The organism is Pseudonocardia sp. Ae717_Ps2 (genome assembly GCF_001932475.1).
Taxonomy (GTDB): Bacteria; Actinomycetota; Actinomycetes; order Mycobacteriales; family Pseudonocardiaceae; genus Pseudonocardia.
In genome coordinates, this window is the sequence record NZ_MCIS01000011.1 from 1 (window position 1) to 21,759 (window position 21,759).

Genomic DNA, 21,759 nt, shown 5'->3' on the forward strand with positions numbered 1-21,759 from the left:
CACCCACGTCGAGACCTCCGACGGCGCCGTTCCGGGCTGAGGTCGTTCAGGACGCATTCCATCAGCTCCGATGTCGGCGCAGGAGCCGTAGAACTACTCGGCCCGCGCCGGATCCGGCCGGGTCCGTGGTGTGTCAGCAAGGGCGGTAGCCGGTCACGAGGTAGCCCTGGCCGAGCTGGCGCTGCCCGGTCAGTACCCCCGGATACGGGCCCGCCGGCGCGGCGCCGCGGCCGTGCCGGGATCGAGGAGCCTCGGCAGACCCGTCCACGTGAGCGCGCACCCGTTCCCAGCGCCGGACTGGCCGTCCGGGGCGATCCACTCGGTGACCGAACCGCGGTCGGGCGGGGGTAGCGGGCCAGGTCGCGGACCTGGGTGTGCAGGCGGTGGACGGCGTCCGCGCAGTCCACGCCGCCGTGAGGGTGGCCAGCTCGGCCGTCGCGGCGGCGGAAAACGCGGAGCAGACCGCCCGCGGGTCGTCCTCGGCGATCGCGCGCAGCAGCAGCGCTTGCACCGCGCGGGCCGGCGTCGCAGGCAGCATCTGCGCCCGGGACAGATCACCGGCGTGCGCGTCGATCTCGGCCCGGTCCCGGGCGGCCAGGTCACGTTCGACGAGCGTCCCTACTCCGCCGCCGACCAGCAGCACCGTGGCCGTCGTCCCGAGGGCCAGCCTCATCCGCCCGGCGCCAGCTGCGCTGGGGAGGGCTGTGGCGGCATGCTCACCAGCCCGGCGAGCGCGAGCAGGCCCGCGACCACCGCCCAGCCCGACGGGGACAGACCGATGGCGAGCCACACCGCGGCAGCAAGCACTCCGATCCGGACCGCGGCCACCCGGTAGCGGGCCGGGAACAGCGCGGCCATCAAACGACCGGCGAGGCCACCGGCCAGCAGAGCGGCCGGCGCCCACCACGGCGCACCCGCGACCAGCCACACCACCAGCGCACCAGCGGCCAGGAGCCCGGCCACTGCCCAGCGTCGCCGTGACCGCGGCGGATAGGTCTCGCTCACCGCGCAGGCCGCACTCCGGCACCGCTCGGATCCGTCACAGCCGTGGTGACCGCCGTCGCCATCACGACGGCCGCGGCTACCGCGAGCGCAAGGTGTCGAGGTCGCATAGCCGGGAGCATGGGCCACCGCGCCGCCGACGATCACCGATCGCACGGCAACCGGTCACGATCGCGAACACGTACTCGCGGACGCGCACGCGTTGACGTGTCAGTGTCACCGCTCGAGCTCGACCGCCGGGAGCGGTCCGCCGTCGCAGGCAGCAGCATCGGGGGTCAGCAGCACCCGGCAGCAGCGGAGCAGCTCGTCGAGCACCTCGGGGTCCTGCTCGGCCCAGCGGATCTCGAACAGGTCGAGCACCGAGGCCAGGGCGTAGGCCCGCTCGGGTCGCTGCAGGCCTCGGTAGGCGCCCTGGGTGGCCGCGTGACGCAGCCCGAACGCCGCGGCCCGCACGACGTCCTTCAGCTCCCGGACCGATGTCGGTGTACTGAGCGCCGGTGAGTCGGCGGCGTGATGGTCGGTTGCCACGTTCGTCCCCCTGGTGTCGAGCCGTCGAGTGGTCGACCGGACCCGCCGGGGGAAGCGTCGGGACCGGGTCCTGCAGCACCGCAGCATGAACGACCCACGGTCCTGGCCGCTACCCACCGGCCGCGGCCCGCCAGAGTGCTTCCGCCGGAAGCACCCCCGGTCGCATCGCGGCTCGCCCGCGTCGCCGTCCGTAGCCGCATAACTATCCAGTCCGTCACTGCATGATCGGACATTTCGGGTGCTTGCTGGCCGGATAACGGACGGGGTCCGTGTTTCCCCTGCTCGTGCTCGCCGCTAACTGCTCTTATGTTCGATTACCGGCCGGTAGGGTGCTTACTGGTGCTTGCTGGAGGCAGCGCTTGTCACGGCTGGTGATCGCCGAGACCGACTGCTCGGAGCAGCCGGTGTGGGTGGGCCCGCTCACCCCTGACCGGCCATGAACTCGCCGATCGTCGGGCGGCCGTCGACCCTAGCGGTCGCCGTGCCGGCTGCAGTCGCGGCGGCCAAGGTGAGGGTGTGGACCTTCCGGCGGCGGTAGACGTCGATGTAGTCGCCGCTCTCCGAGAGTCGTTGGCTGGCGGTGGTCACCAGGCCCAAGCTCCCGTAGTTCGGCGAGGCCTTGGCGGCGGGTGCTCTCGGCCAGGCCGAAACGGTTCACTGCGCGCTCGGGGGAGAACCACACCGGCGTCCCATCCCGGCCTTGCTGTTCGCAGCGCAGCACGAGCAGCATCGCCAGGCCGGGCCCGGAGAGTCGGCTGAGCAGTCCGCTGGGTCCAGACCGCGGAGGGCAGCCGGAAGTACCGGTGGCCTGCGAGCTGGTCGTTCGACGCGCCGTGCTGGCGGAGCTGGTTGTGCATCTCGGAGGGGGAGCTGTACGGCGCACCGGTGCCGTGCTCGATCAGCGGGGTGACCGCGGTGGCCAGCCGCCCCGGTCCCGGGTGGTGACCATGTTCCGGGCCCGCAGGTCCGCATCGCTGCCTGCACGCGCCGGGCGCCGTTGACTTCCGGGTCGTCGAGCCCGAGCAGGCCGGCCACGCCCGGCCCGGCCGGACCGTCTCGTACGGAGCTGCGGCGCAGATCCAGAGCAGCGACAGGTACAGCTTGACGCGCAGCTGCCCGCCGCGGCCGCCGCCCCCGGTGCGCCCGGAGCTGAGCAGCTGCGCCAGCGGGGGTCGGACGTCGGGGTTGTCGTTGGCCACGAACCAGTTCCGGACCGGGGCGCCGGCCTCTCGACGCTTGGCCCCGAGGCGCTTGGCGAACTCCTCCCCGGCGTCGGCGGCGGTCCCGCCGACCGCGGGGCCGGTCTCGTCGACCGCCGCCTCCGGTGCCCCTCCGGGGCCGGCTTCGAGAACTCGCGACGCTAGCGCCTCGTCCGTATCCTCGATGGCATCCACGGTTATCCTTTGCACTCTGAGCACTCCATAGTTCAGTGCACTGACCTGCTTCTATCCCATGCGCAAGCGTACGTTCCATCATGAGGCGCAGAGTGCCACACCGAGGCGCTAGCGTATCAGCTCCCGAGGGTTAAGACGGCTTTGCTCGGAACCGGTCGAATCCGGCGGCCGAACGCCCTTGCCCGGTCACGCAGGGCCGTGCAAAGTGATCGTCGGAAGGTTCGTTCGCCTGCGTTCCGCGTCGAGGTTGCACTCCTCGCCGGAGCCGGACTCCCGGGGCCGGAGCAGCTCGGACGACCTTCCAGCCAGGGCCCGCCGCCGGTCTCGTACGCCGGGGCGGGCCCTGTGCCGTCCCGCGGCCGCCCGCGCCCGCGCCGAGGTGCTGTTGGACAGAACTGCGGATGAACCGCTCCTGATCATCGTGCGGCGGCTGAACCGGTGGAGACGAGCGTCCCGCCTGCTGTCGAGACCATGCTCGGGTCAAGGGCCACCGCGACGCCTGCGCGGACCGCGCGCACCGCTGCGGTGACGCACACGGCGACGAGCAGCGGGCTGCGCTCGCTGGATCAGGTGCTCCGGTGCGTGGGCGATGACGTGGTCTGCATGCAGTCGAGCGGCCCAGGCCCCGTTGGTCGTGCTGCCACCGCGCGGTCGGCCTGACCCAGCGTCAGCGGCGCGTACCAGGGGCTCTTCGGTGGTTTCCGGACCCAAGCGCCGACGGCCGTGCTGATCACTACGGCGCCGCCGGGTGGGCGGCGGGGCGGGCATTCGAGGTCGGCGAAGCTCGCCTGCCATTCGAGCTGGAACCCGCCGGGCCCGCCGTCGGCCAGGCCGGTCCTCTCGTCGGGCCACGAGGTGAAGTTCGTCGGATCGATGAGTACCACGGCGGCCACGTCCTCAAGGTGCCGGGCGACGTAGCGGTCGGCGAACCAGCCCGCGATCGAGTGGGAGACCACCACGTACGGGCCGGGGAGCCCGGTGGCGCGCAGGACCTGGTGGAGGTGTTCGGCGACGTCGCTCGGGTCGTCGCGCTGCCGCTCCTCGTGCGGGAGCGGGTCGCTACCGCCGAGCCCGGGGCGGCCGTAGGTCAGCAGCGGGCTGTCCGGCAGCAGCGGTACAACGCCCTCCCACTCGGAGTGCGAGCCGGTCAGCCCCGACAGGAACACAACTGGTGGGCCGGGCCGGTCCGCTCCGGTGAGCCGGACCGCCACGTCCCGGCTCTCCACCGGGACACGCCGCTCGCCAGGCACACTCCGGTCGGTAGCGGCCGGCCGCTCGCTGTCGGTCGAGGACGCCGGGTCGCGTCGCTCAGGGGGCTCGGACATGCCGGTGACCGTACGGCGGGCCACCGACATTCCACGTTCGTCGGCCGTTGACGCCCCCGTGTCAACGGCCGACGAAGTGCCAACGGGTCCCGGGCGGCGCGGGCTGGTCCAGGCCGCGGGCCAGCTCGCCGTCGAGGGCGATCGCGTTCGCCTCGGCGTGGTAGGCGATCCGTTCATCGGACATACCGGCGGCGCGCATCCGGTCCCGCAGGGTCGGGACGGCGCCCGTTGCCGGGTCCTGGTCGGTGGTCACGTCGGCCACGGTATGTACCTCGCTGGTCTGCGCCAGGTCGTGCTGGTCGGCGCGGTCGGGTGGGACGACCTATGCACGTGGGCTGTGCGCGTTCGCGCGTGCCCGTACTGTCCTGTTGGGGCAGGGGCCGTCCTACGGGGCGAGTTCGAGGTCGTCGACGTCGAGGTCGGCGCTCTTGTCGCGGGCGGATCGCCGGGTGTCGAGGTGCCCGCTCATCTCGTGGACCAGCTCCCAGATGTCGCGGGGCTCACGCAGGCACGGCGGGTCGGTGCCGAGCAGCGCGTGCTCCCGCGCTTCGGCGACCCTCCCGCGCGGTCCAGCCCTGCTCGCGCCAGTGTGGTTCGCGCTGGCGGAGGATCTCGTGGTCGGGAGCGCGCGGGTCATCGTGCGCCGCCGTCGTCGAGAATGCTGCGCAGGCGCCGCGGCGACAGCGTCTTGGGTTGGCCGCCGGAGCACAGGTTGGCCATCGGGTCGAGCATGTCGTCGATCGCGCGGACGAGCCCGGCGATGTAGGCGTCGTCGCGCTCGCCGCCGTCGGGGGCGTGGCGGGAGGCGTGGGACGATCGCGTCGAGCGTCTCGGCGGCGGTGGTGCAGCGGGTGAGGTCGATCCAGTCGTGGGCGAGGGTGGCGCCGCTCGGGTCGAGCGTGAGCGCGTCGCCGTTGTTGGTGAGCTGCCAGGGTCCCCAGCGGGTGGCCATCGTGTCCTCCTGTCGTCGGGCGACGCTCGTGGCGTCGCGGCCTGAGCGTCCTCTGCACCCCCGACAAGTTCCGATCGCGCGCGAGGCTCGCCGCCAGCGCAGGCCCCGCCGCCAAGTCGACGGCGCGCGACCGGCCACGCGCCGTAACTGCTTGCCGCGCACCGCGCTGCCTACTTTCTGCGCTCCGTTACGTCCTCACCTCCTCACGATCCACTCCTCCTGCATCCCTCCCGACACCTCGTCGACCCATCTCTTCAGACACACCTCCTGTACAACCCATCTCTCAACCTCTAAGACTCAACACCTCCACTTCCACTACCTACTGCTACTGCCACACACCTATGCATAGTGTTTGTGATCTTGGGTCGGTCCGGTATGATGTCGATCATGCTCCGCATCACCGCGATCTCCGCCGGGGCGGTGGAGTACCTGATTCGCGGGTCGGGGTGCACGGACCACGAGCACGTCCAGGACTTGGACCGCACTGCCGGGAACGGAGGGGGTCACAGCGCCGAGCGGGCCGCCGCGGTGGGCGCGGAGCGTGACGGTCAGGGCCCGGCGTACTTCGACGCCGCGGTGGTGCACGGGGAGCCGCAGGGCTACTGGTTCGGCTCGGGGCTGGAGGCGATGGGCCTGGCGGCGCGGTCCGGGGACGTCGCTGATCCGGATGATGTGCGGGCGGTGTTCGGGCAGCTGCGGCGCCCAGAGTCGACGGAGGAGGCGCCGGAGTTCCTGGGCCGGCGGCCGCCGACGTACCGAACGGCGGAGCAGCGGTATCAGGCCCTGGCCGCGAAGGAGCCGGGTGGCTTGGTCACGCCGGAGCGGGAGCGTGAGCTGCGGGAACAGTCGGTCACTGACGGCCGGAAGGGCGTCGCCTACTACGACTTCACGTTCTCCGCGCCGAAGAGCGTCAGCGTCTACTACGCGGCCCTGCTGGCGGCCGGGGCGGAGGGCGAGGCCGCGGCGGTGCGCGGGGCGCACGAGCGGGCGGTGGAGATCGCCGTCTCCTACGGCGAGCAGTACCTGGCGCAGACCCGCACGGGCTGGCATGGGCGCACGACCAGTGGGAACGAGTCGGTCGGGAAGCATGAGGCCGGCCGCGGCACGGTGTGGACCCTGTGGGGGCACTCGACGAGCCGGGAGAACGAGCCGCAGCTGCACACCCACGGTGGGCTGTTGAACCGCACCACGACGGCGGACGGGAAGGTCCGGGCGCTGGACGGGTCGGCGTTCCGCGGGGTGAAAGAGGCGATCGCGACCGCGTACGAGCGGGCGCTGGAGCAGCTGACGACCGAGGCGACCGGGGCGCGGTTCGCGTTGCGCCCGGACGGCGTCGCGCGGGAGATCGTCGGGGTGGACCCGGAGCTGATGGCCGAGGCGTCCACCCGGCGTGGCCAGGTGACCGCACGGGTGGAGGAGCTGGCCGCGGAGTACCGGTCACGGCACGGCCGGGAGCCGGACGCGGCGGCGCGCAAGGCGATGGCCGACATGGCCACCCTGGACACCCGCAAGGCCAAGGGCGCGGAGGCCGGGCCGGCGGCGGTGGCCGCGTGGGGAGCGGAGCGGGTCGAGCGGCTGGTGGACATGCTCGACGAGGTCGAGGCCCACGGCCACCAGCTGGGCCCGGACGGCCGCCCGGTGACCGGGCCGGACGTGGCCAGCGGGGCGTCTGGCCACGCGGCCACCGCGCAGCGGACCGGCCAGCAGCTCGGGACGGGGCCGGACATGACCGGTCAGGCTGTCGGGCCGGTGGCCGGGCTGGACCGGGAGGCGGTCATGGCCGCCGCGGTCGAGGACGTGCAGGCGCAGTACGCGGTGTGGACGATGGGCAACCTCGCGCTCGCGCTGGACCGCCGACTCGGCGGTGCGCACGAGCTCGGCGTGGACGCCGCCGTGCGGCCGGCGCTGCTCGAGGAGCTGACCCGGGAGGCGCTGCACCGGTCGAACGTGGTGCTGGTGTCCGCGCCGGATCCCGTGATCGTGCCGGGCGAGTTGCGCCGCCCGGACGGCGGCAGCATCTACCGGAGGGCGAACGGGCAGCGCTACGCCACCGCGGAGCACCTGGCGACGGAGGATCGGGTGCTGGCGCAGGCGGGGGCCGAGCTCGGCCTCGCGGTCGACGGGCCGCAGCTGGAGATGCTGCGCGTCGAGCTGCAGGCCGCGGGGCTGTCCGGTGACCAGGTGGACGCGGTCGCGGGGATCGTGTCGTCTGGCCGGGTCGGGGACGTCCTGGTCGGTCCGGCCGGCGCGGGGAAGTCGCGGACGGTCGGGCAGCTGGCCACGGTGTGGACCGGCCAGACCGGTGGCCGGGTGATCGGGGTGGCCACCTCGCAGATCGCGACCCAGAACCTGGCCGGGGACGGCCTGGAGGCCATCAACTCGACCCGCTTCCTGCACGCGTTCTCCCCGGACCCGGTCACCGGCCAGTCCCGTGACCGGTTGGCCGCGGGGGACATGGTGGTCATCGACGAGGCCGGGATGTCGTCGACCCGGGACCTCTCGGAGATCACCGCGCTGTGCGCGGCGGCGGGGGCGAAGGTCGTCTACACCGGTGATCAGCAGCAGCTCGACGCGGTCGAGGCGGGCGGGTTGTTCGCGCACTTGGTGCGTACGGGGCCGCACCACGAGCTGACCGAGGTGCACCGGTTCCTGGAGCCGTGGGAGGCCGAGGCGAGTCTGCAGCTGCGCGCCGGGGACCAGGCGGCGGTGGACGCCTACGGCGACCGGGGCCGGTTGCGTACGGGCACCGTGGAGGAGATGCAGGAGCAGGCTGCCCGCGCGTACCTCGCGGACACGGTGGCTGGCAGGTCGTCGCTGCTGATCGTCGGCACCAACGACCACGCCAACGAGCTGTCGCGGCGAGTCCGCGACGAACTCGTCGAGCTGGGCCATGTCGGCGAGCAGCATGTCGCCGTGGCCGGGCGCTACCGCCAGTTGGTCTCCGTGGGTGACCGTGTGCAGGCCCTGATGAACAACTACGACCTGCGTGTGGACCCCGCAGCCGGGCAGGCGGGCCCGGTGGAGCCGGTGATGCGCCGGGCGATCTACACCGTGACCGGCGTCGATCAGCACACCGGGGACCTGCTGGCGACCGACCGGCACGGCGCGACGGTGCACCTGCCACCGGACTACGTGCGCGAGCACCTGAACCTCGCGTACGCGGTGACGGTGCATTCGGCGCAGGGCGTCACGGTGGACTCCGGCTATCCGATCGTGGATCGGGACTGGGCGCGGGAGAACCTGTACCCGGCCGCGACCCGCGGCCGCGCCCGCAACGTGCTGCACCTGGTGACCGAACGGGCGCCGGACGTGCACGAGCCGGAGCGTCTCGACGAGTCCGCGCGCGAGCGACTGGCCGCGGTGTTGGCCACGTCGAGCGCGCAGCAGGCCGCCAGCCACGTGCGGGAGCGCGGGGTCGCCGACGCGGAGTCGTTCCTGGTGGCCGCGGCGGACTGGGACACCGTCGCCGGGCAGTACGCCCGCGGCCGCTACGAGGCCACGCTGGTGGAGGTGCTCGGCCCGCAGCAGGTCGAGCAGCTGCGGCAGGAGTCCGGGTACGGGCGGCTGCTGCGCGCGGTGCGGGAGGCGGAGATGGCCGGGCACAACGCCGAGGCCGTGCTGGTCGAGGCGGTGACCGAGCGCGGGTTCGCCGGCGCCGACTCCGTGTCGGACGTGGTGCGGTGGCGGCTGCGCACCAACACCGCGGCCCGGGAGCCGGAGCAGGCGGTGGACCCGCGGGACTGGACCACCCTGGCCGCGCCGCTGGACGGCGAGGTCGGCGAGTACGCCCAAGCCCTCGCGGTGCTGGCCACCGACCGGCAGGACGTGCTCGGCCGCCAGGTCGCCGAGCAAAGCCCGGAGTGGGCGACCGCGCACCTCGGCCCGGTCCCGGACGCCGTCGAGGCGGCGGCGGAGCGCGCGGAGTGGGAGCGCCGCGCCGGCATCGCCGCGGCGTACCGGGAGCTGCACCGCGTCCCGGACGAGCAGGTGTCTCTCGGCGCCGCGCCGAGCCGGGAGTACGAGTTCCACCGGGCACTGTGGTCCCACGCCCGGGCGGCCCTCGGCCAGCCGGTCGACGTCTCGGATCCGGAGGCCGCGGACGACGGCGAGTTGTACGCAGCGACCGAGCGGTGGGTGCGCGAGCAGCAGGCGGCGCCACCGTGGGTGGCCGAGGAGCTGGCCGAGGCGCACCGGAGCCTGCACGAGCACCAGATCACGTTCCAGTTGGCCGCGGCCGAGCTGGAGCGGATGCCCCGCAACGATCAGCGGTGGGGCAGCGTGGTCGCTCGCCTGGGCGAGGAACGCGACCTGGTCGACGCCCACGCCGACCGGGTCGACTGGCTGGAGTACGAGCACGAGCTGCGCGGGGAGTGGGCGGCCAGGACCCGTACGGCCGCCCAGGAGGCGCGCCTCGCGGCCGAGGAACTCGGGCGGCGCGGCCTGCCGCTTGAGCGAGCCGGCGGACCGGACGAGCCCGGGCCTGAGCAGCGGGGCGCCGACCCGGAGCACGACACCCACTACGAGGCGGACAGCCACGAGGACGACCGGGACCCCGCCGAGCCTGTCGAGGTCTCGGCGGGGGACCTGGTCGACGACCTCGATGCCGGTGCGTCCGCCGGAGGCACCGAGCCGCACCCGGAGCCCGCGGAGCCCCACGTGGGAGTCGAGGTCGCTGGCCCCGAGCTGGACAGCGAACGCGACGACGTGGCGCCGGGTGCTTCCGCAGGAAGCACCCCGGCGCCGGAGCCGGTGGTGGACGAGGCGCCGGAGCCGGTGGTGGACGAGGCGCCGGAGCCGGTGGTGGACGAGGCGCCGGAGCCGGTGGTGGACGAGGCGCCGGAGCCGGTGGTGGACGAGGCGCCGGAGCCGGTGGTGGACGAGGCGCCGGAGCCGGTCGTCTCGGATCTGCAGCAGGTAGCCGAGGCCAGCCGCGACCACGACGCGCGCGAGCGCGGCCGCCAGGCCGAGCGCGACCGCGCCGCCGAGCGCGAACGCGCCGCACAGGCCGAGCAGGACGCCGCGGACGCGCAGGCCGCCCGGTCCTCGCTCGACCACCAGGCCGAGCGCTCCACCGGCCACGACGTCGGACGTGGCCGTGCAGCCGACGCGGGCCACGACGCCGGGGTGGACTGGAGCGGCGACCCCGGGATCGCCTACTAGTAGTCGAGCACCTTCCCCCGCGACGGCCGGGTGCGGCCGCGGGCGGCCAGCTGCGCGACGTCTCGCGCCTCCCACTCCAGCTCGTCCGGGGTGGGCTGCTCCCAGATCGTGCGTGCTCCCCACGGCGACGGGCACACGCCGAGCTCGCGGCCGGCGAGCTGCTCATGCACCGGCGGCTCCACGATCTGCAGCGATGCACCCAGCTGTGGGGACCCCCATCGCACGCCGAGCATCTGCTCGGAGACCTGGCGGAGCTCGGAGAGAAAGTCACCCGCGGCAACGTTCTTGATCCCACGAGCAAGCCGGCGCTGGTCGAGGGGACGACGTACCCCGTCGTCGAGGGTCTCCGCGGTGGCACCGACCCAGATGTGGTGGTGCATTCGCACCTCGGCGAATCCGGGGATCCCCGACTCGCCTAGCGCCGTCAGCTCCAGCCGTGCCGGCGCGGAGTCGCCGTTGTCGTCGACGACGTACCCGCCGGCGAACTGGAGGCTGGCCACGGACTTGTCGATCGCCCGCTCGTAGACCCGGAAGCACGTCCCAGCGTCCAAGTCCCGCCCCGCCGCCAGCAGACCGTCGACCAGCAGCGAGAACGACAGCGGCGCCCGGAACTGCACGTCGATCGCGTCCGCCGGCGGGCCCGGCCCGTCCAGCTCGGACGCGTCGAACAGCACCGCCGGCTCCACCCGGGTCGCCCCGAACCTGCCCAGCACCGCCATCACCATCACCGCCAGTCGGATCGCCGACCACGGTACGGGCACCCACCGACAACTCCCAGCGCATCGCCTGTTCGCCCGCGGGCCGGCGGCAGGGGCGCGGTGCAGGTTCTGCCCTCACGGCCGGGCGGGCCGAGGACCAGGAGGACCCGCCTGCGGCGGGGCTGTGCGGGCCGGCCGGCCCGGAGGATGTCCCGGCCTCACTCCCTATCAAGGGTGCTGCGCATCGCCTTCGGCGACGGCCTGCGGCCGCCCTTGACAGCGAGCCTCGGAGGCCGGGCGCGCCGCGGCGCGGGTGGCAGCAGTCGCCGCCACCAGGGGGCCCGGCCCGACCGGCCCGCAGCTCGCACCGTTCGTAGGAGGCCAGCATGAGCGCGCTCGCCGTGCAGGAGATCGGCCCGGGACACCGCACAGCCGAGGTTGACGCGGTCGTGTCAACGGGGCGGGCGATCAGCGCCCCGATGGTGGCCGCGCTCGAACTGGCGTGGTCGGCGATCCGTGACCGGCACCCGGAGCTGCCCGCCGTGGTGGTGGTGCTCGGCGCCGGTTCCGGCGACCGCGGCGGGCTGCGGCTCGGTCACTTCGCGGCGATGCGCTGGAGCACGACCGACGCCAGTGCGGACGGGGCGGACGTCGAGCAGCTGGCCGAGGTGTTCGTGGGCGGCGAGGGCTTGGCCCGCGGCCCGGTCGACGTGCTCGGCACGCTGCTGCACGAGGCCGCGCACGCCCTGGCCCACGCCCGCGGGATCCAGGACACCTCCCGGCAGGGCCGCTGGCACAACGCCCGGTTCAAGGCCATCGCCGCGGAGGTCGGCATCGCGGTCGAGAAGGACCCGAAGCTCGGCTGGTCACCGACCACCGTCCCGGACGCCACGCAGGCCGCGTACGGCGAGGTGATCGAGCAGCTGCGCGGCGCGCTGCGGATGCGCCGCGCCAGCGAGAGCGGCGGGCCAGCGAAGCCGAAGAAGCCGGGACCGCCGCCGTGCGTGTGCGGCTGCGGTCGCCGGATCCGGGTCGCCGCCTCGGTGCGCGAGCTCGGGCCGATCGTCTGCGGCGTCTGCGATCAGGAGTTCGCCCCGGAACAAGACGAGGCCGAGGGCGGCGAGTAGGCGTCGCCGGTGATCTTGTAGGACGTGGTTCTATTTCGTCAATAACGTTACTAACAAAATAGATTGACAATAACGCTATGACGTATTAGGGTGACGATATGACCGAGAGCGAGCGTCCGGCGGGGCAGGTTCCGGGTCAGGACGTCGACCCCGAGCGTGTCGAGGGGTGCCAGTTCCCGACCGGGCCGGACGAGGTGTGTGGGCGGCCGATCGAGCGGTCCGGCGGCGTCGGTCGACCTGGCCGGTACTGCGATCTGCCCGACCACACCCGGGCCAAGGCGTTCGCGGCGCGGCGGGCGCTGGAGCGCACCGGCGCCGGACCAGGCGCGGCGGCTGTCGACGTCGACGAGGAGGCGCTGGCCGAGCGGCCGGTGTCCGACGGGCGGGTCACCCTCGGCGTGCTGCTCGCACGGTTCCAGGAGGAGGCGGCCGCGGGCCGCCAGGCTGAGACCGACCGGCTGGCGCGGATGACGCAGCTGCTGGAGCGGGCCGAGCGGATCGCGGCCACGGCGACCGACCCGGACGCCGCCGGCTACGAGGTCGACCAGGCCCGCCGCGAGGCCGGTACCCAGGTCGCGGCCGCGGAGAGCGCGCAGGCGGCGGCGGAACGGGCCGCGCGGGACCAGACCCGCCGGGCCGAGCGCGAGGCCGAGCTGCGTGAGCAGGCCGACGCGGCGGCCGAGGAGGCGCTCACCGACACCGAGGCCGCGCGCGCCGATGCTGCGGCCGCCCGCGCCGAGCTCGAGCACGTGCGGGAGGACACCGCGGCCGAACTCGCCGGGATGCGCCAGCGAACCACGGCCGAGATCGAGGAGGCCCGGGAGACGGCCGAGCGGACACGGCGCGACGTCGAGGCCGAGCGGGACCGTGTGCTCGCCGAGCGGGCCGAGCAGACCCGCGAGGAGATCGCCGGTGTGCGGGCCGACGCCGACGCCCGGGTCCAGGCCGCGCAGGAGGTCGCAGATCAGGTGCGGCGGGAGGCCGAGACGCAGGTGGCGGCCGTCCAGCGTCAGGCGGCCCAAGACGTCGGGGCCGCGCAGGAGCGGGCGACGGACGCGGTGGAGGGGCGCACCCGGGCCGAGGCCGAGCGGGCGGCCGCCGACCGGCGCGCGGAGGAGGACAGGGCTACCGCCGAGCGGCTGCGCGGCGAGCTCGACCAGCTGCGCACTGACCACCGGGCCGAGCTGGACCAGCTGCGGGCCGACGCGCGAGAGGAGCGAGCAGCGCTGCGAGCGGACGCCGCTGATCAGGTTCGCATCCTGCTGGCCCGCATCGGGGACCGCGACGACGGCCGCGACGCCGAGACGGCCGAGGCGGACGCCCAGGACGATGCCCGCGCCACGCCGCCGAGACGGCGGCGGTCGGGCCGGACGGATGCGTCCGGCGGAAGCACCGGAGGCTGAGCAGGATCACGCGGTGCCGGGTCGGTCAGCGTGGCGATCGCGAGGACGCTACGCCGTCGTGATCCGGCGGTCTGGTCAGGCGCTGGCCGGGATCTTCGTTACGGGCTCGCGCGTCCAATACCGCGTGCTGGGAGTCGGGGAACGATGGCGGGTAGTGCTGCCCGCAGTCCCCGCAGCAGCCATATGCGGCGGCGCTGCCCGAGGTACTTGGTCTGGACTCTGCGGTTAGTCTTCGGGGGTGTCGGGCAGCGTGCGCGCGGATCGCCGAGCCGGGCACTTCATCAGCCGCGTTGCTATCGAGGTCGACGCCCCGAGCCAGGGCTACCCGTTCGATCTGCCTGCCGTCGACGGCCTCCGGCGCCGGGGTGGTTTGGCCCTGGCGCCTGGCGTGACGTTCGTGGTCGGAGAGAACGGCTCAGGTAAGTCAACCCTGGTCGAAGGACTCGCTGTTGCGCTCGGGCTGAACCCTGAAGGCGGTTCGCGGTCGTTCCGATTCGCATCGAGGGCTAGCGAGTCCGATCTTGGTCGGTACTTACGGGTCACTCGCCGTCCGGGCCGGGAACGCAGCTCATTCTTTTTGCGTGCGGAGTCCTACTACAACGTCGCCACCGAGCTTGAGCGGCTCGATGACGGGCCAGGCGGCCCGCCGCTTCTCCCAGCGTTCGGCGGGTCCCCGCACGGCCGGTCGCACGGGGAGGCGTTCTTGGCCCTGTTGAGTCACCGCTTCCGGCCCAAGGGGCTGTACCTCCTTGATGAGCCGGAGGCCGCCATGTCGCCTACCGGGGCGATGGCGGTGCTCGCTCGAATGGCAGAGCTGGTCGCTCACGGCTCGCAGTTCGTTGTCGCTACACACTCGCCAATTCTGCTCGCTCTGCCGGGCGCGCGGATTCTGCAAATCGACTCCGCTGGCCAGATCGACGAGGTCGACTACAACACCGCGGACGTAGTCGCTTTGACTCGAGCCTTTCTCTCCGATCCGGAATCATTTATTCGACATTTTTGAATACTGACACTGGTTGGGGAGAACTGCTGCGGCGCGAGAGTCTCGGTATCGGACTAGTGTGGTCCGATCCACCGGCCTGAATTACTCGGTATCTCGATCTCGCTTTCCCCGCCTCGAAGTGCGATCCGCAGCCTTGTTGACGCCCGTAGACTGTGGTCGAGCGCTCCAATGAAATCGGCCCACTCGTCCTGCGCATCATTGCGGTGGTGAGGAAGCTCTAGGCCTACCTCGCCCGCAAGTGCTCCGATGTGGTGAAGCACTATCGTTAAGGAGCGAGCAGCCTCCTCGAATGTCTCAGAACGGATCTCGCACTCAGATTCTGAATGATTCTGCAGAGCGACTTGCGAGGCGTTGCTCAGCTCCTTGAGCTGGTGCAGCGCGGCACCTAACGGCATGTATCCTCCGGCCGTGACGGGTGTGGGCCTCCCCATCCGTGCGCGCTCGGCAGTGCTGTTGGAGGACCCTCTACGGTCGAGGGTACTTGGCTACGTAGGTCCAGGGTACTCGGCCACGAAGCTGTAGTTACAAGAGCGACCGGTCGGTGGGTCAGTTGGCTCGACGTGGACCGAGACTCTGGCAGTCGGCCCGTTGATCGTGTGGTATGCACTGGGAGAATTGAACTCGTCGAACGGAATGATCCGGCTGAAGTCCGGGTCTGTTGGCGAGTCGATGTTTACGTAGAATTTGCCGGTCCTAAGACCAAGCTGCCCTGTTAGGTTGACTCCGGTCACTCGGACCCCCCCATGCATTGATAGGTCCGGTCATTCGGTAGGTTTGCACTCCTCCGCCGCAGTTGCCCTTCGGGGCAGCGGCTGACGCGGCAGAAGCGAGAGAATCGGCCGTCGCTGGAGCTGCGACCAAGGCTAATGCCGACGCCGCTGCAGCTGTAAAAAGATATGCCATCCGCCGTGGTGTGCGCATCTGATCTCCCTAGTGAGGACTAGGGAGACAATCTCACGTGGCGAGTAAAACGATCTATCGCACATTCAGTGCCCGTTATTGCGACTGTGTGTTAAATCGTATATGGCGTTACCCCCGTTCAGATCTTCCCTTTGGGCCGAACGGGGGATGTGCGGCTCAATCCCGGCTAGGCGTCGACTCACTAGGTCTATTGGGGCCCTGCATGTCCGGCCAGCGGGTCCCCCCCAGGGCGCCTCGGCGAGGAGGTGGTTGCCCCGGATCTCCTGCAGGAGCCAGCGAGGATCTCGAACCGCACCTGTTAACTCAGTGCACCTGGGCAATTACAGAGCGTGTTCATCGCCTCATCGTCGCAGATCTGTCGCGACGTCGTCGGTCCGCCCGGTGGACACCGGCCGATAGCGGACCGCCCGATGCTGGGCGCTTCCGGCGGAAGCACTCCGGGGTGCGGGCACGCAACGGACCTACCGACTGGCGGCCGACCGGCGCGCGAGGTCCTCTCTGATGGCCTGGTCGCAGAACTGTCCCCAGTACCGCTGGCTGGTGGGGTCGGTGATGACCTTGACCGTGCCGGTGGTGGACTCGTGTGGTTCGGCCGGGCGGGTTGTCCAGTCACGGCGTTCGTTGGGGGCGTAGACCCGGTGGATGCCGGGGCGACACCAGGCAGCCGGGATCGCGGCGTCGACCTCGGTCAGCGCGGCCGGGTACCAGCGGGTGTGCCACTCGGCTGCCGCGTCCGGGCGGGCGGTGGGCAGGTAGGCGGCAACGTAGGCGGTGCGCAGCCAGGACAGCGTCACGACGGCGCGCGGGTGCAGCGCCCAGCAGTCGGGTAGCTCCCCGCGGGTGATCCCGTACCAGGGCTGGAGGATCTCGGCGATCCAGCCGGCAAGCCGGTCCCACTCGGTACGCGCCCGCTCCGCGGTCAGCTCCGGCCAGTGCACCGGCGGGTTCGGGGGCGGCGGCGCGGGTTCGGCGCCGGCGAGCTCGTCGACCCGGCCGGTGAGCTCGCCGAGCCGCTCGCCGAGGGTGTCGATCCGCGGCAGCGCCTGCCCGATCAGGTCGGCGTGTTCGGCGACGGTCTCGTCCAGCCGTCGGCCGCGGGCGTCCAGCGCTGCCAGCAGCTCGTCGCGGGCGCGGTCACGCGGGTTCGCCCGCGCCCGTCGGCCCGGCCCCGGTGTCGCCGGGTCCGGGCCGTTGTCCTCGGGGCTGATGTCTTGGCCGTTGTCGTCGCTCATCCGCGGCCTGCTCCGACTCCGTTGGCCGCGCGGGCGCGGGCGACGAGGCGGTACCCGGGCTCGTAGCGCACGACGGCAGGATGCCGGGCCAGCCCGAGAACATAGGCGTGCCAGGCCGGCATCCGGGAGATCACGTCCCCGGCCATGACCGGCTCGCGGGTGCGCTGAGTGGACACCGAGTGGCCATGACGGCCGTCGGCGCCGATCGACGCGCCCTCGGACTCGCGGGCGACCCAGCGCTGTCCGCCCAGGTAGGACAGGTGGTCCAGGTCGTCGGGGTTCGCGACGCCGGGCAGGATCACCTTGGTCGGGAGGTTCTCCCAGATGACGTGCCCGGCGTCGCGGCCCCACGTGGTCGCCAGCTGCGCCAACGACTGCAGCACCGCGCAGACGGTGATCCCCCAGCCGCGCGAGTCCGCCGCCCACCGGTCCAGCGGGACCGGGGTGATGTTGGCGACCTCGTCGAGCAGGAACGCCAGCGTCGTCGGCAGCCGCCCGCCGTAGCGGGCGGCGACCCGCTGCGCCTCGTCGAACAGGTGCTCGGTCAGCGCGGTCAGCAGCGGCGCCAACCGGCGATCGCCGGAGCCGCCGATCATGTAGAGGGTGCCGCGCCCGGCGAGGAACGCGTGCACGTCGAGCTCGTCGGCGCCGGGGCGGCAGGCCTCGGCCACGGTGGGGTTGTCCATGAACCCGACCGACGGCGTGACCGTGGCGAAGTACCCGGTCTTCGTGTTCGGCGCCGCGCCCAGGTGGGTCTCCAGGGTCTCCACCCAGCCCGGCGGGACCGGGCCGCCGGCGCGGGCGTGACCGCGCAGGATCTGCGCCGGGTCATCCGCGGTCGTGCCGCGCCGGCGCTCCTCCGAGGTGATCACAGCGTCCCGGTTCGCCCACGCCGCCACCGCGTCCATCCCGCGCCCGGACAACGCCGCCGCCATCAGGTAGCAGCGGATGATCTCCTGGGCCTTGAGCGACCAGAACTCCTGCCTCTCGCTCCCGCCGGGCGGGGTGCCGCCCCGCACCAGCGCCCACGCCCGCTTGTCGGCGATCGCTTGGTCCGCGCAGCCGGCGACCGGGTTCCAGCGGAACGTGTTTTCGAGCGTGCCGAGCCGGCCGGGGTTGAACACGTACACCGGCCCGGACTCGGCGCGCAGCGCCAACGTCGCCTCCGCCAGCTCGGGCTTGGTCGACGGCGCGACCACCGCGCCCGGCGCGTCGAGCAGCATCCGGATCAGGTACTGAGTCTTGCCGGAGCCCTGCGGGCCGAGTATCCCGATCCCACGCGCCCACGGGCTGTATACGCGCCGCCCGCGCAGCCGCCGCGGCCCGGACACCAGCCGTCCGGCCTCCCACCCGGACACCGCTACGTGGTGCGCCCACGGGTCCCGCTCCCCCCAGGTCCCGACCGCCAACTGGCGCACGGCGTCCGCGCCGGCGGTCGATCGCAGGTCCTGCTCGTCGAGCCACCCGGCCGGCCCGCCGAGCTCGCGACGGAACCGGCGGTTCGGCTCGAAGTAGTAGCGGTGATGGCAGGCCGCTGCCGCGGCGGTGACCGACCCGGCGGCCCCGCCGAGCAGCGCGATCGCGTCCACCAGCGGCACCCCGGTCGCCGCGCCCAGCACAGCCGACCCGACGGCGGCCGCCGCACCGGCCGCGCCGACGCGGACCTCGACCGCCCGGACCTCGTGCTCGGTGCGCTGCGGCGGTCCGCCGGACAGGCGCCGCACGGCCGCGCCGGTCACGACCGCTCCCCCGCCGCGAGCTCGCCGCGCACCCGGGTCCGCAGCCTCCGGTACTGGACCAGCAGCATCCGCAGCACCGCCGCGCCGACCTGGCCGCCCGCCACCACCAGCTGGAGCCCGAGGTGACGGACCCGCGGCGACGACGTGACCGCGCAGACCCCGATCAGCAGCCACGACGCCCAGATCAGCACGGTCAGCAGGGCCTGCAGCCCAGGCGAGGCCAGCACGATCACCCCCGCCACGAGCAGCGCCCCCAGCGGCCAGACGCGGCGCAGCAGCAGCCACCACCCCGCACGGTGGGCCGGACGCCCAGTGACGGCACGCATCACGACCACCCCGCCACGGACAGCAGCACCGGCTCGTCCTCGTCGGTCTCCTCGTCGCCGCGCGAGGCGCTCGCCGTCGGGGTGCTTCCGCCGGAAGCACCCTTGGCGCCTGCCCGCCCGGCCGTGACGACACCGGCTCCGACGGCGTCCTGCGCCGCGGCAAGCAGACGCCGTCCGGAGCGGGCCGACACGGCGTGCAGGGCACCCGCCTGGGCACCGGTGATCGGCTCCCCGGCCACTAAGAGCTCGGCCAGCTCCCGCACGCGGGGGTCCAGCTCGAATCCCTCGGCCTGTGCGGGTGTCCCCTCCAGCTGGTCCGGCGTCGGGGCGGCCGGCAGCTCCGGAGTGCTTCCGGCGGAAGCAGTCTCCGGGGTGCCTCCGCCGGACCCGCCCGCGCCCTCGGTACCCGGTGATGCCGCGGTGCGAGGCGGTGTGCCGGCGGCCGCCGCGGCGAGCACGGCCAGGGTGAGCGCCTCGCGCAGGCCGGTGACCGCCTCGGCAGCCACAAACACCACCAGCGGCGGCACCGAGTGCAGGACGACCTGCGACGGAATCCCGGCGGCCCACGCCGACCAGGTGTTCATCACGTACGTCGCAGCCAGGGTGGTCCAGCGGGCGCGGCGCACCCACGGCCCGGGAGTGACCTGCCAGCGGGCGGTGACCTGCTCGGCGCGCAGCACGGCGATCAGCACCAGCGACACCATCGGGTCCAGCGCCCAGGCCGCGATCCAGGTCGGCGACCACGCCGGCTGCCCGGCCGCGGCGAACGCCTGGACGTTGGTCATGGTGAAGGCCAGGCCGAGGACGATCCCGGACCAGGCGAGCCGGTCCACCTGCACACGGACCCGCTCGATGCGCAGCGCCACCACGTCCGGGTCGGTCGACAACGCCCGCACCTGCGCCGCCTCGGCCGCCTCCACAGCGAGGCGGCGCGCGGCGCCGGACACCGGCGCCGGCCGGTCAGCCGCGGAGGCCTCCTCGAGGAGTTGACGCTGACGTGTCAACTCGATCCCGGCGACGTCGGCCGCCAGGTTCTGCTCGTGAGTGTCAGGCAGCGACATCGAAGAGCACCTCCTGCCGTCCCGCGTCGATCGGCTCCTGGTCGTGCGCCGCCGCTCGGCGCCGCTGCTTCCGGGCGCTCTCGCTGAGCGGCGAGGCCAGCGGGTTCGGCGATGCGACCCCGGCCGCGGCACGCAGCTGCGCCATCGCCCGGACCTGCGACGAGCGCACCCCGGACGGGGTCAGCGACAGCAGCTCGGCGACGGAGTCGGTGTCCCAGTCAGCCGCGAGGCTCGACGCGAGAACCGCCCGCTGCCGGGGCGACAACCTGGCGGCCAGATCGGCCACCGCGGCCGCCGCGTCCAGCCTCTGCTCGACCCGCTCGGCCAGGGCCGGCGCCGGGTCGGCGACCACGTGCTCGGCCGCCTCGCCGAGCCGGACGTGGCGGTGCCGGTCGCGGCGGCCGTAGGTGCGCAGCACCTCGTAGCGGGCCACCGCGGCCGCGTAGCCGTAGAGACCCTCCGCGCGGAACTCGGGACGCTGCACGGCCCTCCAGAGCCGCAGCATCGCCTCCTGGGCGGCGTCCGCGCCGTCGTCGACGCCGAGGCGGGACACACAGATCCGGCGCACCAGGTCGGCGACGTTCACCAACCGCTCCCCCACCAGTACCGCGGCCGCGGTGGTCTCGGCAGCCGCCATCACGCGGTCCTCGCGCGAGTGCGACCCCCGCGGCGCTTCAGCGCGCGGCGCTCGTCCTCGCTCATGCCGCCCCACACGCCGGCGTCCTGGCCGGAGTCCAGAGCCCACGCCAGGCACTGCCCGGTCATCGGGCACCGTCGGCACACCGACTTGGCCTCGGCGATCTGCAGCATCGCCGGGCCGCTCGTCCCTACGGGGAAGAACAGCTCCGGGTCCTCGCCGCGACAGACAGCCTCTCGCCAGTCTGGGAACCTCTCCATGGGTCATCTCTCCCTCGCGTTGGTTGAGTCCGGCCCAGGCCTCGGCAGGGGCCCAATCCCTGCCGAGGCCGTCGTCACGAATCGAGGCCATTGCCAGCATCGGCTTGATGTACATCAAGCTTTGTCGAGAGTTGCAGACTTGATGTACATCAAGCAATAGTCGACACGAGCATCCCCCTCGTTTGGCGTACGACAAGAGCGGGATACGGTGCGCGGATGGCACCGAACGCAGAACGCGGAACGACCTGGCAACAGGTCGCCGCTGACCTGCGTCGTCGATTGGAAGCTGGCGAGTTCCAGGCCGGCCAGTGGCTGCCGACAGTCAGGCAGCTCGCGATCGAGTACGCCGCGAACAACCGGACGATCGCCCAGGCCACCCACCAGTTGCGCGATGAGGGCTACCTCGTTGCCCGTTCGACCGCCGGCTGGATCGTGCGCGAGCAGCGTTCGATCGTGCGCTCGACTCGGAACCGACTCTCCCGCCAGGAGCGACGAGCAGGACGGGGGGCGTTCACCACCGATTGCCACGAGGCGGGCATCGAGCCGGACGTCAGCAACGACGTCCGACTTCAGACAGCCCCGGATGAGGTCGCCGCAGCGCTCGGGCTCGACGCTGGCACCGAGGTCTGTGTACGCGAGCGCATCATGCGCGGAGATGGAGAGGTTCTCCAGCTTGCGACCAGCTACCTGCCGCGTTCGATCACTGCGGGCACGCTTATCGAGGAGCAGTCTTCCGGCCCCGGCGGGATCTACGCTCGGCTCGAAGAGGCTGGCTACGAGCTGACCCGCTACACGGAGCGCGTCCGAATCGGCAGGGCCTCCGAGCAGGAGGCCCGCGAGATGCAGGTCAGCCCGGGAGAGCCTGTCTATCGGCTCCGCCGAATCGCGTGGTCCGGCGAGCGGGCGGTTGAGCTGAACGACATCACGATCACTGGCCACCGGTACGAGCTGGTCTACGAGCTCCCAGCCGAGTAGCGCGTACTCACACCGC

At 72.6% G+C, this 21,759-nt stretch carries 18 protein-coding genes and 1 pseudogene; 5 read left to right on the plus strand and 14 right to left on the minus strand.

Features of this window, described 5'->3' with window-relative positions:
- Nucleotides 1-133 precede the first annotated feature (133 nt).
- The 7 genes from Ae717Ps2_RS32180 to Ae717Ps2_RS32205 form a co-directional block, all read right to left on the minus strand.
- A complete protein-coding gene (locus Ae717Ps2_RS32180) occupies nucleotides 134-673 on the minus strand; it encodes a hypothetical protein (RefSeq protein WP_143510825.1) in 540 nt (179 codons plus the stop codon).
- Nucleotides 670-1,005, minus strand: a complete 336-nt coding sequence (locus Ae717Ps2_RS32185) for a hypothetical protein (protein WP_143510827.1) — start codon at nucleotides 1,003-1,005, stop codon at nucleotides 670-672. The genes Ae717Ps2_RS32180 and Ae717Ps2_RS32185 overlap by 4 nt, the downstream gene beginning before the upstream one ends.
- A gap of 213 nt (nucleotides 1,006-1,218) precedes the next feature.
- A complete protein-coding gene (locus Ae717Ps2_RS32190) occupies nucleotides 1,219-1,530 on the minus strand; it encodes a hypothetical protein (protein ID WP_075334751.1) in 312 nt (103 codons plus the stop codon).
- Between the two features lie 420 nt (nucleotides 1,531-1,950).
- Complete coding sequence (locus tag Ae717Ps2_RS37655; protein ID WP_158071607.1) at nucleotides 1,951-2,118, minus strand: hypothetical protein; 168 nt, start codon at nucleotides 2,116-2,118, stop codon at nucleotides 1,951-1,953.
- A 1,372-nt stretch (nucleotides 2,119-3,490) separates the two neighbouring features.
- Nucleotides 3,491-4,249 (minus strand): alpha/beta fold hydrolase, encoded by a 759-nt coding sequence (locus Ae717Ps2_RS32195; RefSeq protein WP_158071608.1) that lies wholly within the window; start codon nucleotides 4,247-4,249, stop codon nucleotides 3,491-3,493.
- 61 nt (nucleotides 4,250-4,310) lie between these two features.
- Complete coding sequence (locus tag Ae717Ps2_RS37660; protein WP_158071609.1) at nucleotides 4,311-4,502, minus strand: hypothetical protein; 192 nt, start codon at nucleotides 4,500-4,502, stop codon at nucleotides 4,311-4,313.
- Nucleotides 4,503-4,634: 132 nt separating this feature from the next.
- On the minus strand, nucleotides 4,635-4,886 hold the full coding sequence (locus Ae717Ps2_RS32205) for a hypothetical protein (protein ID WP_075334754.1): 252 nt from the start codon (nucleotides 4,884-4,886) through the stop codon (nucleotides 4,635-4,637).
- Nucleotides 4,887-5,588: 702 nt separating this feature from the next.
- Between Ae717Ps2_RS32205 and mobF the strand changes: the two genes are divergently transcribed.
- Nucleotides 5,589-10,361 (plus strand): MobF family relaxase, encoded by a 4,773-nt coding sequence (mobF, locus tag Ae717Ps2_RS32210; protein ID WP_158071610.1) that lies wholly within the window; start codon nucleotides 5,589-5,591, stop codon nucleotides 10,359-10,361.
- On the opposite strand, the gene Ae717Ps2_RS32215 is transcribed toward mobF, so the two are convergent.
- Complete coding sequence (locus tag Ae717Ps2_RS32215; protein WP_143510831.1) at nucleotides 10,358-11,122, minus strand: hypothetical protein; 765 nt, start codon at nucleotides 11,120-11,122, stop codon at nucleotides 10,358-10,360. The two genes, mobF and Ae717Ps2_RS32215, sit on opposite strands and share 4 nt — an antisense overlap.
- Nucleotides 11,123-11,445: 323 nt before the next feature.
- On the opposite strand from Ae717Ps2_RS32215, the gene Ae717Ps2_RS32220 reads away from it, so the two are divergent.
- The 3 genes from Ae717Ps2_RS32220 to Ae717Ps2_RS32230 all read left to right on the plus strand — a co-directional run bounded on the left by Ae717Ps2_RS32220 (nucleotide 11,446) and on the right by Ae717Ps2_RS32230 (nucleotide 14,592).
- Nucleotides 11,446-12,186, plus strand: a complete 741-nt coding sequence (locus tag Ae717Ps2_RS32220; protein WP_198932380.1) for a hypothetical protein — start codon at nucleotides 11,446-11,448, stop codon at nucleotides 12,184-12,186.
- Nucleotides 12,187-12,284: 98 nt separating this feature from the next.
- Nucleotides 12,285-13,589, plus strand: coding sequence for a hypothetical protein (locus Ae717Ps2_RS37665; protein ID WP_075334757.1), 1,305 nt, complete (start codon nucleotides 12,285-12,287; stop codon nucleotides 13,587-13,589).
- A 238-nt stretch (nucleotides 13,590-13,827) separates the two neighbouring features.
- Nucleotides 13,828-14,592: an AAA family ATPase gene (locus tag Ae717Ps2_RS32230; RefSeq protein ID WP_083702711.1), complete on the plus strand. Its 765-nt coding sequence runs from the start codon at nucleotides 13,828-13,830 to the stop codon at nucleotides 14,590-14,592.
- Nucleotides 14,593-15,974: 1,382 nt separating this feature from the next.
- Here Ae717Ps2_RS32230 and Ae717Ps2_RS32235 read toward each other — a convergent pair.
- From Ae717Ps2_RS32235 to Ae717Ps2_RS32260, 6 genes and pseudogenes are all read right to left on the minus strand, one after another.
- Complete coding sequence (locus tag Ae717Ps2_RS32235; RefSeq protein WP_075334758.1) at nucleotides 15,975-16,745, minus strand: hypothetical protein; 771 nt, start codon at nucleotides 16,743-16,745, stop codon at nucleotides 15,975-15,977.
- Nucleotides 16,742-18,484: a type IV secretory system conjugative DNA transfer family protein gene (locus Ae717Ps2_RS32240; RefSeq protein WP_075334759.1), complete on the minus strand. Its 1,743-nt coding sequence runs from the start codon at nucleotides 18,482-18,484 to the stop codon at nucleotides 16,742-16,744. The genes Ae717Ps2_RS32235 and Ae717Ps2_RS32240 overlap by 4 nt, the downstream gene beginning before the upstream one ends.
- Complete coding sequence (locus tag Ae717Ps2_RS37670) at nucleotides 18,481-18,810, minus strand: hypothetical protein (protein ID WP_158071611.1); 330 nt, start codon at nucleotides 18,808-18,810, stop codon at nucleotides 18,481-18,483. Before Ae717Ps2_RS37670 ends, Ae717Ps2_RS32240 begins: the two co-directional genes overlap by 4 nt.
- 404 nt (nucleotides 18,811-19,214) lie before the next feature.
- A pseudogene (locus Ae717Ps2_RS32250) lies at nucleotides 19,215-19,757 on the minus strand (hypothetical protein); the annotation flags it as partial.
- A gap of 100 nt (nucleotides 19,758-19,857) precedes the next feature.
- Entirely contained in the window at nucleotides 19,858-20,508 is a 651-nt protein-coding gene (locus tag Ae717Ps2_RS32255) for an RNA polymerase sigma factor (RefSeq protein WP_075334761.1), read from the minus strand.
- A complete protein-coding gene (locus tag Ae717Ps2_RS32260) occupies nucleotides 20,508-20,768 on the minus strand; it encodes a WhiB family transcriptional regulator (RefSeq protein WP_075334762.1) in 261 nt (86 codons plus the stop codon). The genes Ae717Ps2_RS32255 and Ae717Ps2_RS32260 overlap by 1 nt, the downstream gene beginning before the upstream one ends.
- Nucleotides 20,769-20,984: 216 nt before the next feature.
- Here Ae717Ps2_RS32260 and Ae717Ps2_RS32265 point away from each other — a divergent pair, with 216 nt between their 5' ends.
- Nucleotides 20,985-21,743: a GntR family transcriptional regulator gene (locus tag Ae717Ps2_RS32265; RefSeq protein WP_075334763.1), complete on the plus strand. Its 759-nt coding sequence runs from the start codon at nucleotides 20,985-20,987 to the stop codon at nucleotides 21,741-21,743.
- Nucleotides 21,744-21,759: the final 16 nt, after the last annotated feature.

Bases quoted from the DNA above. Each gene is read 5' to 3' on its own strand.
- Ae717Ps2_RS32220 (WP_198932380.1), top strand. From the start codon at position 11,446: ATGAGCGCGCTCGCCGTGCAGGAGATCGGCCCGGGACACCGCACAGCC.
- Ae717Ps2_RS32260 (WP_075334762.1), bottom strand. From the start codon at position 20,768: ATGGAGAGGTTCCCAGACTGGCGAGAGGCTGTCTGTCGCGGCGAGGAC.
- Ae717Ps2_RS32255 (WP_075334761.1), bottom strand. From the start codon at position 20,508: ATGGCGGCTGCCGAGACCACCGCGGCCGCGGTACTGGTGGGGGAGCGG.
- Ae717Ps2_RS32265 (WP_075334763.1), top strand. From the start codon at position 20,985: ATGGCACCGAACGCAGAACGCGGAACGACCTGGCAACAGGTCGCCGCT.
- Ae717Ps2_RS37665 (WP_075334757.1), top strand. From the start codon at position 12,285: ATGACCGAGAGCGAGCGTCCGGCGGGGCAGGTTCCGGGTCAGGACGTC.
- Ae717Ps2_RS32205 (WP_075334754.1), bottom strand. From the start codon at position 4,886: ATGACCCGCGCGCTCCCGACCACGAGATCCTCCGCCAGCGCGAACCAC.
- Ae717Ps2_RS32235 (WP_075334758.1), bottom strand. From the start codon at position 16,745: ATGAGCGACGACAACGGCCAAGACATCAGCCCCGAGGACAACGGCCCG.
- Ae717Ps2_RS37670 (WP_158071611.1), bottom strand. From the start codon at position 18,810: ATGCGTGCCGTCACTGGGCGTCCGGCCCACCGTGCGGGGTGGTGGCTG.
- Ae717Ps2_RS32195 (WP_158071608.1), bottom strand. From the start codon at position 4,249: ATGTCCGAGCCCCCTGAGCGACGCGACCCGGCGTCCTCGACCGACAGC.
- Ae717Ps2_RS32180 (WP_143510825.1), bottom strand. From the start codon at position 673: ATGAGGCTGGCCCTCGGGACGACGGCCACGGTGCTGCTGGTCGGCGGC.
- mobF (WP_158071610.1), top strand. From the start codon at position 5,589: ATGCTCCGCATCACCGCGATCTCCGCCGGGGCGGTGGAGTACCTGATT.